General features: G+C 71.2%; 9 protein-coding genes. 3 read left to right on the top strand and 6 right to left on the bottom strand.

Annotation, left to right across the window (positions count from 1 at the left end; all coding sequences use genetic code 11):
• Positions 1-53: 53 nt before the first annotated feature.
• From gatB to gatC, 3 genes are read right to left on the bottom strand one after another with little or no spacing between them, the layout of a single operon-like run.
• Positions 54-1,559: an Asp-tRNA(Asn)/Glu-tRNA(Gln) amidotransferase subunit GatB gene (gatB, locus tag KVA01_RS10480; protein WP_141270167.1), complete on the bottom strand. Its 1,506-nt coding sequence runs from the start codon at positions 1,557-1,559 to the stop codon at positions 54-56.
• The gene (gatA, locus tag KVA01_RS10475; protein WP_174805723.1) at positions 1,559-3,160 is read right to left on the bottom strand and encodes an Asp-tRNA(Asn)/Glu-tRNA(Gln) amidotransferase subunit GatA; all 1,602 of its coding nucleotides are present in this window, start codon (positions 3,158-3,160) and stop codon (positions 1,559-1,561) included. Before gatA ends, gatB begins: the two co-directional genes overlap by 1 nt.
• Before the next feature lie 2 nt (positions 3,161-3,162).
• Positions 3,163-3,459 (bottom strand): Asp-tRNA(Asn)/Glu-tRNA(Gln) amidotransferase subunit GatC, encoded by a 297-nt coding sequence (gatC, locus tag KVA01_RS10470; protein WP_141270162.1) that lies wholly within the window; start codon positions 3,457-3,459, stop codon positions 3,163-3,165.
• Positions 3,460-3,564: 105 nt separating this feature from the next.
• Between gatC and KVA01_RS10465 the strand changes: the two genes are divergently transcribed.
• Together KVA01_RS10465 and KVA01_RS10460 are read left to right on the top strand one after the other, a co-directional pair.
• Entirely contained in the window at positions 3,565-4,122 is a 558-nt protein-coding gene (locus tag KVA01_RS10465; protein WP_231860617.1) for a hypothetical protein, read from the top strand.
• A gap of 204 nt (positions 4,123-4,326) precedes the next feature.
• Complete coding sequence (locus KVA01_RS10460; protein WP_141270160.1) at positions 4,327-5,556, top strand: calcium:cation antiporter; 1,230 nt, start codon at positions 4,327-4,329, stop codon at positions 5,554-5,556.
• 79 nt (positions 5,557-5,635) lie between these two features.
• Here KVA01_RS10460 and KVA01_RS10455 read toward each other — a convergent pair whose 3' ends face one another.
• Positions 5,636-7,810, bottom strand: coding sequence for an ABC transporter ATP-binding protein (locus tag KVA01_RS10455; RefSeq protein ID WP_233438851.1), 2,175 nt, complete (start codon positions 7,808-7,810; stop codon positions 5,636-5,638).
• Positions 7,811-7,911: 101 nt separating this feature from the next.
• Between KVA01_RS10455 and KVA01_RS10445 the strand changes: the two genes are divergently transcribed.
• Positions 7,912-8,544, top strand: a complete 633-nt coding sequence (locus KVA01_RS10445) for a PH domain-containing protein (protein WP_068468829.1) — start codon at positions 7,912-7,914, stop codon at positions 8,542-8,544.
• A gap of 11 nt (positions 8,545-8,555) precedes the next feature.
• On the opposite strand, the gene KVA01_RS10440 is transcribed toward KVA01_RS10445, so the two are convergent.
• Positions 8,556-9,728, bottom strand: coding sequence for an ABC transporter permease (locus KVA01_RS10440; protein ID WP_141270154.1), 1,173 nt, complete (start codon positions 9,726-9,728; stop codon positions 8,556-8,558).
• Positions 9,725-11,260: an ABC transporter permease gene (locus KVA01_RS10435; protein ID WP_068468800.1), complete on the bottom strand. Its 1,536-nt coding sequence runs from the start codon at positions 11,258-11,260 to the stop codon at positions 9,725-9,727. The genes KVA01_RS10440 and KVA01_RS10435 overlap by 4 nt, the downstream gene beginning before the upstream one ends.
• Positions 11,261-11,284 lie beyond the last annotated feature (24 nt).

Genomic DNA, 11,284 nt, shown 5'->3' with positions numbered 1-11,284 from the left:
GGCCCGGTCCCCCGTACGGGGGACCGGGCCGGCAGCCAGAGTCAGCGCGGGGGTCAGCCCTGCACGCCGAGCTTCTCCAGGATGATCTGCCGTACGCGACCGGCATCCGCCTGGCCGCGCGTGGCCTTCATGACGGGGCCGATCAGCGCGCCCACGGCCTGCACCTTGCCGCCCTTGATCTTCTCGACGACGTCCGGCATCTGCGCCATGGCGTCGTCCACGGCGGTGCTCAGGGCGCCGTCGTCCGAGACCACGGCAAGGCCACGGGCCTCGACGATCTCGCCCGGGGTGCCCTCGCCCTCGACCACGAAACCCAGCACCTTCTTGGCGAGCTTGTCGTTGATCTTGCCGTCCGCGATCAGCGCGTCCAGCTCGACCACGTGCTCCGCGGTGACGGGCAGGTCCGCGATCTCCACCTCGCGCTGCTTGGCCAGGCGGGCGATCTCGCCCATCCACCACTTGCGCGCGGTTGCGGCCGAGGCCCCCGCGGCAATGGTGCGCTCGATCTCGTCCAGCACGCCCGCGTTGACGACGTCGCGGAACTCCTCGTCCGAGTAGCCCCAGCCCGCCTTGAGCCGCTTGCGGCGCTCGGCCGGCGGCTCGGGCAGCGTGGCCCGGATCTCCTCGATCCACTCCGCGGTGGTGACCACGGGGACCAGGTCCGGCTCGGGGAAGTAGCGGTAGTCGTCCGCGTCCGACTTCGGGCGCCCGGCCGTGGTGGAGCGGGTGTCCTCGTGCCAGAAGCGGGTCTCCTGCGTGACCTTCTCCCCCGCGGCGAGCACCGCGGCGTGGCGCTGGATCTCGTAGCGCACGGTGCGCTCGACGGCGCGCAGCGAGTTCACGTTCTTCGTCTCGGAGCGCGTGCCGAACTGCGTGGCGCCCTTGGGCATCAACGAGACGTTCGCGTCGCAGCGCACGTTGCCGCGCTCCATGCGGGCGTCCGAGATCCCCAGGTTCTTCACGATCTCGCGGATCGCGGCCACGTAGGCCCGCGCGAGCTCCGGGGCCCGCTCGCCCGCACCCACGATGGGCTTGGTCACGATCTCGATCAGCGGCACACCGGCGCGGTTGTAGTCCACCAGGGAGTACTGCGCGTTCTGGATGCGCCCGGCGTCACCGCCCATGTGGGTCAGCTTGCCGGCGTCCTCCTCCATGTGCGCGCGCTCGATCTCCACGCGGAACTCGGTGCCGTCCTCGAGCTCGAGGTCCAGGTACCCCTCGTACGCGATGGGCTCGTCGTACTGCGAGGTCTGGAAGTTCTTGGGCGTGTCCGGGTAGAAGTAGTTCTTCCGCGCGAAGTGGCACTTCTCCGCGATGGAGCAGTTCAGCGCCAGGCCCAGCTTGATCGCGGACTCCACGGCTTTGCCGTTGACCACCGGCAGCACGCCGGGCAGGCCCAGGGAGACCGGGGTGATGTTGGTGTTCGGCTCGTCCCCGAAGGTGTTGGGGGCGGCGTCGAACATCTTGGTCCTGGTGTTCAGCTCCACGTGGACCTCGAACCCCAGGACGGGGTCGAAGCACTCGAGGGCCTCCTCGAAGGACAGCACGTCCTGACTCATCACTTGCCTCCCTGCGCGGCGGTGGCCGCGAACTCACGAACGGTGCCGGCGACGTCGCCGCGGTGCTGCCACAGCGCGCCACCCCACTTCTCGGCGAGCAGCCGCTCGAGCCCGGCGCCCGCGCGGTACACGCGGGCGTCCTCCCGGGCCGGGGCCATGAACTGGATGCCCACGGGCAGCCCGTCCTCCGGCGCGAGACCACCGGGCAGCGAGAGTGCGGGGATCCCGGCCAGGTTGGTGGGGATCGTGGCGATGTCGTTGAGGTACATCTGCATGGGGTCCGCGGACTCGTCCACGCCGCCGATGTCGAACGCCGTGGTGGGCGCGGTGGGCGAGATCAGCACGTCGGCCGTCGAGAACGCCGCGGCGAAGTCCCGCTGCACGAGGGTGCGCACCTGCTGCGCCGAGCCGTAGTAGGCGTCGTAGTAGCCGGCGGAGAGCGCGTAGGTGCCCAGGATGATGCGGCGCTTGACCTCGTCGCCGAAGCCCGCCGCACGGGAGGCGCTCATGACCTTCTCGATGGTGGGCGTGCCCTCGGGCGTGACGCGCAGACCGAAACGGACGCCGTCGTACTTGGCCAGGTTGGAGGAGACCTCCGAGGACATGATCAGGTAGTAGGCGCCCAGCGCGTACTCGAAGTTGGGGGTCTCCACCTCCACGATCTCCGCACCGGCCTGGCGCAGCAGCTCGAGGGACTCCTCGAAGCGCTGCTGCACCCCGGCCTGGAAGCCTTCACCCGTGAGCTGCTTGACCACGCCCACGCGCAGACCCTTGAGCCCGCCGTCCGCGGCACCGGCACGCGCGGCCCGCGCGTAGCCGCCCACGGGATCGGTCAGGGACGTGGAGTCCGCGGGGTCGTGGCCGCCCACGACCTCGTGCAGCAGGGCGGCGTCAAGCACGGTGCGCGAGCACGGTCCCACCTGGTCCAGCGAGGACGCCATGGCGATCACGCCGTAGCGCGAGACCGAGCCGTACGTGGGCTTCACGCCCACGGTGCCGGTCACCGCGGCGGGCTGGCGGATGGAGCCGCCAGTGTCCGTGCCGAGCGCGAGCGGCGCCTGGAACGCAGAGACCGCCGCGGCCGAGCCGCCGCCGGAGCCGCCGGGGATCTTGGTGAGGTCCCACGGGTTGCGGGTGGGGCCGAACGCCGAGTGCTCCGTGGAGGAGCCCATGGCGAACTCGTCCAGGTTGGTCTTGCCCAGGATGGGCATGCGGGCCGCGCGCAGCTTGCGGGTCACGGTGCCGTCGTACGGGCTCATGAAGCCCTCCAGCATGCGCGACGCCGCCGTGGTGGGCTGGCCCTTGGTGACGATGAGGTCCTTGACCGCGACCGGCACGCCGGCCAGCTCGGGGAGGTCCTCGCCGTTGGCGCGGGCCTCGTCCACCTCGCGGGCCACGCGCAGGGCCTCCTCCGTGTTGCGGTGCAGGAAGGCGTTCAGACCGTCCGTGCCGCGCGAGCGGTCCGCCGGGTCCAGTGCGGTGCCGTCCGTGGCCTCGATCTGGTCCAGGTGCGCCTGCACGGCCTCGACCGAGGAGACCTCACCGGCGGAGAGCTTCGCCGCGAGCTCGGCGGCGGAGAGTTCGATGATGGGTGCACCCATGCTCACTCACCGTCCAGGATCGCGGGGACACGGAACTTGCCCTCCTGGGCGTCCGGGGCGTTGAGCAGGGCCTCGTCCTGCGTGAGCGTCTCCCCCACGACGTCCTCGCGGAAGACGTTGTGCAGCGGCAGGGGGTGGCTCGTGGCGGGGACGTCAGGTCCGGCGGCCTGGCTGACCGAGGCCACGGACGAGACGATGAGTTCGAGCTCGCCGGCCACCCGGGCCAGCTCCTCGTCCGTCATCTCGATCCGCGCCAGGTCCGCCAGGTGCGCCACCTGGTCGCGAGTGATCGCAGACATGCATGCTCCTGGTGATCGTCGTGTGGTTCCGATCCAGTCTAGCGAGCGCCTACCCTGGACTCAGCACACCCTCCACCGCTCCACCGTTCTAAGGAGTCCTCCTCCGTGGCCCAGTCCTCCTCCCGCCCCGCACGACGCCGCACCACGCCCGCCCGGGGCACCTCCCGGATGACGAAGGCGGAGGCGGCACGCGCCCGGGCGGACCACGACAACGCGTGGCGCCAGTGGATCTCGGACTCCGCCGTGGAGACCGTGGACACCGCGCTGAGCCACGTGCAGGCGGTCGTGGAGGAGCAGGTCGCGGCATACGGTGCGTTCCCGGCGTTCCTCGTGACCGGCGGCAAGGACGGCGAGTTCGAGCTGAACTCCGTGGACCCGCAGGAGGCCGCGGACATGCGCCCCGAACAGGTCCTGGACACCCTGCGCGCCATGGCACGGGAGAAGGCGCCCCAGATCCTCGTGGGCGCGCTCGCCTACCCCGCCACGCTCCCGGACCGCTCCGGTGCCACCGCGGTGATCGTGGAGGTCGAGCACCGCGAACGGCTGAGCCTGGAGGTCGTTCAGGAGTACAAGAAGGTCGAGGCCAAGGGCCGCACCTTCGTGAACTTCGACGACCCCCACACCGACCGCGCGGACGCCTGGCTCTTCGGCGTGCGCGACTGAGCCTCCGCCGCACGGAGTCCTGCCGCGGCACAGCGGCTCGACACGATGCGCCTCGTTGCGCCGTGCCTGCCCGCTCCACCACACCTCGTCGCGGCCCTCGCGCCGCCTACGGTCCCGGGACGACCCGGTCCCCGTTGCACGCCCCGGGGACGACCCCGCCCCTCGCGGGGCCCGCCGGGTCCCGAGGAACCAGGTGATCCTCCGATGCTCCACACCCTGCGCCGTGTCCTGACCCCGCTGGCCCTCGCCCGACTCGCGGTGGGGTGGCTCGGCGTCGTCGTCCTCGCCCTGCTCTCCGGGCCCCTCACCCCACCCGTGCCCGTGCTCCCACTGGTGCTCGCGCTCGCGGTCATCGTGGGGGTCATCCTCTTCGCCTCCACCGGGGTGGTCGCGCAGGCGGAGCACCTCGCCCACCGGCTGGGCGACCCGTACGGCTCGCTGGTGCTGACGCTGTCCATCGTGATGATCGAGGTCGTGCTGATCTGCGCGGTGATGCTCGGCCCCGGCGGCCACGCGACGATCGCCCGCGACTCCGTGACGGCCGTGGCCATGATCATCCTCAACCTGGTGATCGGACTGTGCCTGCTCGTGGGCGGGATCGCGCACGGGGACCTGCGCCACCGACGCACCGGTGTCTCCAGCTACCTGGCCATGCTGGTCGTGCTGTGCACGCTCGCGTTCGCCCTGCCGCCGGTGGTGGGCGAGGGCGGCGCGTTCCTACCGTGGCAGGAGATCCCGGTCGTCGCGGTCACGCTGGGCTGCTACGCCTTCTTCCTGTGGCGCCAGACCGGCGCGCAGGCCGGGGACTTCATGGATGTGGCGCCGCGGGTGGGCGCCACAAGGGTGTCGTCGGCCCCCGGTTCACAGCTCTCGGGTTCGCAGGTCTCCGCGGGGGCAGCAGGTGCCGCGGTTCCCGCGCCTGCCTCGGACGATGACGACGCCGCCACTCGCCCGCCCCTCGCTGCCGTCCTGCACGAGCACCGGAACGAGCTGCTCTCGCGGCTGGTGGTGCTCGTGGTCACCGTGCTGCCCGTGGTGCTGCTCTCCCACGACATGGCCACCCTGCTCGACGACGGCCTGGGCCGGACGGGCGCGCCGTCCGCCGTGGCCGGGGTGCTGATCGCGGCCATCGTGTTCCTGCCCGAGTCCCTCACGTCCCTGCGCGCGGCGCGCAACGGCGAGATCCAGCGCGTGAGCAACCTGTGCCACGGGGCCCTGGTCTCCACAGTGGGACTCACGGTGCCCGCAGTGCTCGTGATCGGCATGATCACCGGCCAGACGGTCGTGCTCGCGGAGAGCCCGGTGAACCTCGTGCTGCTCGGCGTCACGCTCGCGCTGTCCGTGCTCACGTTCGGAGCCCCGCGGGTCACAGCGGTGCACGGCATGGCGCACCTGGTGCTCTTCGTGGCGTACGGTCTCGCCGTCTTCTCCTGACGAGCCGGGCCACCCGCGCCCGCACGACGCCGACCGGCTGCCCCGTGGCACAGCCCCTGCGACGCCTTACGAACCCTCCCTAGGCGGGGAGGGTCTCGGCGAGCTGCTGACGCAGTTCCCGGCGGGCCCGCTGGGTCTGCGGATCCGGCACCGGCACCGCCGCGAGCAGCCGCTTGGTGTACTCCTGCTCCGGGTGGCGCAGCACCGTCTCGCGCGAGCCCTGCTCCACGATGTGGCCGTGCTGCATCACCACGATCCGGTTGGCCAGGCGGTCGATCACCGCGAGGTCGTGCGTCACGAACAGGCACGCGAAGCCCATCTCCGCCTGCAGCTCCTCGAAGAGGTCCAGGACCGTGGCCTGCACGGACACGTCCAGGGCTGAGGTGGGCTCGTCCGCGACCAGCAGCTTGGGCTTCAGGGACAGGGCGCGGGCAATGCCCACGCGCTGCTTCTGTCCGCCCGAGAGCTCGTGCGGGTAGCGGTTGCGGTAGTTGCGAGGCAGCTGCACCTGGTCCAGCAGCTGCTCGATGCGGTGCTGCAGCTCCGCGCCCTTGGCGACCCCGGCGAGGTACATGGGCTCGCCGATGGACTCGCCGATGGGCAGCCGCGGGTTCAGGGACGAGGACGGGTCCTGGAAGACCATGCCCACGTCCTTGCGCACCCGGTTCAGGGTGGAGCGCGAGGCACCGTGCAGCTCGACGTCGTCCACGACCAGCGAGCCCTCGACCACCGGCAGCAGCCCCACCGCGGCGCGGCCGATGGTCGTCTTGCCGGACCCGGACTCGCCCACGAGCCCCACGGTCTCACCGGAGGCCACGGTCAGGCTCACGCACTCCACCGCGCGGAACGCGGGGTTGCGGCCCTGTTTGGGGTACTCGATCGCCACGTCCTTGAGCTGCAGCACGGGGGCCACCACGCGCTGCGCGAACGTGTCCATGGACGCCGCCTCCGCCGTGCTGCGGCGCACCACGATGGGCGCGGCCACCGAGCGCTCGAGGGCGGCGACCATGTCCACCGACTCGTCACCCTCCGTACCCTGCCCCAGGTGCGGAACGGCCTCGAGCAGCGTGCGCGTGTAGGGGTGCTGCGGGTCGGAGAAGATCTGCTCCGCGCTGCCCTGCTCCACGATCACGCCCTTCTGCATGACCGCGATCTTGTCCGCGAGGTCCGCTACCACGCCCATGTCGTGGGTGATGAGGATGACCGCGGAGTCCAGCTGGTCCTTGAGGTTGCGGATCAGGTCCAGGATCTCGGCCTGCACGGTCACGTCCAGGGCCGTGGTGGGCTCGTCCGCGATCAGCAGCTTGGGATCGCACGAGAGCGACTGGGCGATCATGGCGCGCTGGCGCTGGCCGCCGGAGAGCTGGTGCGGGTACGAGCGGAACGCCTTCTCCGGGTCCGGCAGCTCCACCATGGTCAACATCTGCTTGGCGCGCTCCGCCGCCTCCGCGGGCGAGATGTCCCGGTGCAGGCGAATGGTCTCCACGATCTGCTGCCCCACGGTGTACACAGGGTTCAGCGCGGTCATGGGCTCCTGGAAGATCACGGCGATCTCCTCGCCGCGGACCCTGCGCAGCGCGCTGCCGTGCAGCCCGATCAGCTCCTGGCCACCGAGCTTCGCCGAGCCTCGCACCCGGGCGTTCGAGGGCAGCAGCCCCAGCATGGACATCGAGCTCGCGGACTTGCCGGAGCCGGACTCGCCCACGATGGCGAGCACCTCGCCCGCGGCGACGTCGTAGTCCAGGTCGATCGCGGCCGGGACCCACTCGCGGTCCACACCGAAGTCCACGCTGAGCCCGCGAACGCTGAGCACGGGCTCACCGCGGGCCACCTTCGTGCGGGACCGACCGCGCCGGGCGCCCGGTTCCTCCCGCAGGGCTCGGCGTCCGCGCTTCTTCTCCGTGCCCGCGACCGTCGCACCGGCGGCCGGTGCCGCGGCCCCTGCCCCACCGGTCCCGGTGGTCGTGGAACCGGTGGCGTTCGCGGCGGAGGCATTGCCGTCCGTTGCTCCGTGTTCGGGCGACGACGCCGCCGTCCCGGCCGCCGCGGCGTCGTTGCCGACGACCGAGCCGGGACCCGTGACCGTGGTGTCCTGCGTCCCGGAGGTCGCCACGCGGCCGTCACCGGCCAGCGAGCCGTCCCACGGCGCATTGTGCTCCGCCGCGGTGGGGGCGTCCGTCTCACCGGGGGTCCCGTTCTGGGGTCGGCCGGGCGTGCCCTCGGGGATGCCGTGGGGCTGGTTCGAGGTGCTCATCGTGCGTGCTCCATCGTGTCGAGAAGGTGGCGCGCGGTCGTGGCGCGCGCGGTCGTGGCGCGCGCGGTGTGCCGGGCGGCGGACTGCCTAGCATGGGGGCCATGCCGACGAACCGAGAGACCGCGCCCGCCCACGAGACGTTCCGTGCGGCGTCGGCCCCGTGGCTCACGGGCTTCCTGGTGCTGCTGGGGATTCTCGTGGGGGTGGCCGGCTGGGGCCGCACGCCCGCCCACCACGCGGCCGCGGTGTGCGGCGCGCTGGCTCTGGCCAGCCTGGGGTACGGCCTCTACTGGCGCCCGCGGCTCGAGGTCCACGACCGCGAGGTGCGCCTGGTCAACCCGCTGCGCACCGTGTCCGTCCCGTGGGAGCGGATCGTGGACGTGACCACGCGCTTCGCCGTGACCCTGGTGACGGCGGACGGCAGGTACTCGAGCTTCGCACTGCCCTCCGCCGGTGCCGGTGCGAGCTTCCGTGCCGGTGCGGATGCCGTGAACCGCAACCACCCCATTGCCCGCCCGGATGGTTCCGTGCGCGTGGGGGACCTGACCTCCACGGCCTCCGGCGCCGCCGCCCACCGCGTGCGCAGCGAGTGGCAGCGCCGGATCGAGACCGGCGAGATCGACGTCTTCGCGGACCGGGGCGAGCCCGCCGCAGTCCGCACCCGCTGGGTGCCCGGCCCGCTCGCGGCCACCCTGGTGCTGGGTGCCGCGAGCGCCGTGCTGTTCACGGTGTGAGGCGGGGCGGGTCACTGCCCGGACCGCCCGTCGACCGGTGCGGTGCCGGCATCGCCGTCCGCCGCACCGTGCGCCCCGTCGTGCGAGTGACCGCCCGCGGAGGACGACGACGCCGCGGTGGCGTGCACCGCACCCCGCCCGTGCTCGTCCGCGCCGGAGCCGACCTCGCGGGCCCGCTTGGGGTTGAACTTGCGCTGTCGCGGGTCGAACGCGTCACGGAGGCCGTCCCCGATGAAGTTGATCGTCAGGGCGATGGCCACGATGAACACGCCGGGCCACCAGAACAGCCAGGGCCGCGTGGCGAACGCGGTCTGGTTCTCACTGATCAGACGGCCGAGCGACCAGTCCGGCGCCTGGATGCCGAGGCCCAGGTAGGACAGCGCGGTCTCCAGCAGGATGGCCGAGGACATCAGCAGCGTGATGTTCACGGTGATGACGCCCACGGTGTTGGGCAGGATGTGTTTGAAGATGATCCGCCCGCTGGACGCCCCGGCCAGCCGCGCGGCGTCCACGAACTCGCGTTCGCGCAGGGTCAGGAACTCACCGCGCACCAGGCGCGCGAGCGGTGGCCAGGAGGCGAGGCCCACCAGAAGACCCAGGGCGACCACCGTGGCGAACGTGGGCAGCCCGTGGGCGCGGACCCAGGTGATGGCCAGGCGGCCGAGCAGAGCGGCGAGGATCACGAGCGGGATGATGATGATGACGTCCGTGAGGCGCATCAGCACCGCCTCGGTCCAGCCGCGGAAGTAGCCGGAGAGACCGCCGACCACGGTGCCCACCAGCCCGGCCACGAGACCCACCACGATCATGACCACCAGGGAGTACTGCGTGCCCTGCATGGCCATCGCGAACAGGTCGCGGCCCAGGTTGTCCTGGCCGAAGGGGTGCTCCCCCAGCCCCGGCGGGAGAAGGGAGAGGGTGGGGCGGCCGCCGTCGAGCACGGTGCCGGTAGCGTCCGGGCTCCACTTCCACCACCCGGGGATCGCTCCGATGCCCAGCGAGCTCACGGAGAGCACCACGATGAACAGCAGGACGGCCAGGGAGACCACGGCGCCCCGGTTGCCGAAGAAGCGCTGGCGCACCAGCTGGCCCTGGCTCTTGCCGCGCACGTCCCGGGGCTGCTCGCCGGCCGCAGGATTCTGGTCCAGGGTCTCGGGGACGTCGATCGGTTGTGGCTGGCTCATGCTTTCACCCTCACGCGCGGGTCGAGAACGGAGTACACCAGGTCCGCCACCAGGTTGAAGACCATGGCGACGATGCCGGTGACCAGGAAGACGCCCATCACGGGGTTCGGGTCCACGTTGCGCACCGACTGGACGAAGAGCTGCCCCATGCCGGTGAACGCGAAGACGGACTCCGTGATGATCGCGCCGCCGATCAGCCCGCCGATGTCGTAGGCCACCAGGGTGGCCAGCGGGATCAGGGCGTTGCGGAAGGCGTGGCGCATCACCACCGTGCGCTCGGAGAGGCCCTTGGCCCGCGCGGTGCGCACGTAGTCCTGGCCCATGATCTCGAGCATCGAGGCCCGCGAGTACCGCGAGTAGGAGGCCAGCGCCAGCAGGGTCAGACAGATGGTGGGCAGCAGCAGGTGGGTGAAGCGGTCCAGACCCATGGTCCAGAAGTCGCCCGTGAGCCCCGGGGTCCCGGAGTTGGCAGTGGCGATCGGACGGCCGTGGATGTGCCCGGAGTTCACGTAGTCCGGCCAGGACTGCATGAAGCGGTCCAGGACGATCAGCAGAGCCACGAAGAAACCGGTGACACCGGCCACGCGGGCTCCCTGGCCGCGGTCGTAGCCCCCGGCGAGGTAGCCGGCGGCCACGCCCACCAGGATCATCACGACCGTCAGGCCCAGCACCGTCAGCAGGCCACCCCCGGCGAAGGCGTACTGCACCGGGAAGTAGAGCGCCAGACCCACGACCACCGTGGCCACCGCGGCATAGAGAGCGCGCTTGTTGCGCAGCCCCGCCATGAGCACCGTGGCGATCACGGCCACCAGCAGACCGGTCAGCGCGATCAGCGGGATGCCCAGGAACGGGTGGTTGAGCCAGTTGGTGGCCAGCACGAAGTAGATGAGCGCGAAGGTCACCACGAAGCCGAGCGCTCCCATGAGCAGCCGCGTGCGCATCCGGCCGAAGGAGACCAGGTACCAGATCACTCCCAGCACCAGAGAGATCAGCAGGATCGTGCCCATGGACATGGCCGGATCCTGCAGGAAGTCGTTGAACTGGATGGCCACGACCTCCTTGAGCAGCACCGCGAGCCAGAAGCTCGGCAGGGAGAAGCACAGGAAGGTGAGGAACGTGATGGCGTAGTCCAGGCCGGAGTACTGCCGCAGGGCGGAGACGATGCCCAGGGTGATGCCCACGACGATCGCGAGGATGGTGCCCACGGTCACCAGCATGATGGTCTGGCCCATGGCGAACGAGAGCAGGCTCGTGACCTCCTGGCCGTCCCGGCTCACGCCCAGGGAGCAGGTGTCCGCGAACGGGACGAGGCATCCGGCCGCGCCGCCGAGCCACGTGAAGTAGCGCAGCACGGGCGGGGTGTCCAGGTTCAGGGCCTCCACGCGGGCCGGGATCAGCTGCTGGGCGTTCGGGTTGCCGTAGAGGTCCCACAGGGGGTCACCGGACGCGGCCGTCATGAGGTACACGATGAAGGACGCGCCCAGGAGGATGAGCACGGCGGTGATGAGCCGTCTGAGGATGTAAGAAGTCATGTTGCTGCCTCTGGCGAGTGGTGG

It is taken from the genome of Kocuria varians, assembly GCF_006539885.1.
GTDB lineage: Bacteria > Actinomycetota > Actinomycetes > Actinomycetales > Micrococcaceae > Kocuria > Kocuria varians.
Note: the sequence above shows the minus strand (reverse complement) of the source record. Positions and strands in the feature narration are given on the sequence as shown.

Excerpts from the sequence above, each read along its gene's own strand:
- gatB (WP_141270167.1), bottom strand. The coding sequence starts at position 1,559 with ATGAGTCAGGACGTGCTGTCCTTCGAGGAGGCCCTCGAGTGCTTCGAC.
- gatA (WP_174805723.1), bottom strand. The coding sequence starts at position 3,160 with ATGGGTGCACCCATCATCGAACTCTCCGCCGCCGAGCTCGCGGCGAAG.
- gatC (WP_141270162.1), bottom strand. The coding sequence starts at position 3,459 with ATGTCTGCGATCACTCGCGACCAGGTGGCGCACCTGGCGGACCTGGCG.
- KVA01_RS10460 (WP_141270160.1), top strand. The coding sequence starts at position 4,327 with ATGCTCCACACCCTGCGCCGTGTCCTGACCCCGCTGGCCCTCGCCCGA.
- KVA01_RS10455 (WP_233438851.1), bottom strand. The coding sequence starts at position 7,810 with ATGAGCACCTCGAACCAGCCCCACGGCATCCCCGAGGGCACGCCCGGC.
- KVA01_RS10445 (WP_068468829.1), top strand. The coding sequence starts at position 7,912 with ATGCCGACGAACCGAGAGACCGCGCCCGCCCACGAGACGTTCCGTGCG.
- KVA01_RS10440 (WP_141270154.1), bottom strand. The coding sequence starts at position 9,728 with ATGAGCCAGCCACAACCGATCGACGTCCCCGAGACCCTGGACCAGAAT.
- KVA01_RS10435 (WP_068468800.1), bottom strand. The coding sequence starts at position 11,260 with ATGACTTCTTACATCCTCAGACGGCTCATCACCGCCGTGCTCATCCTC.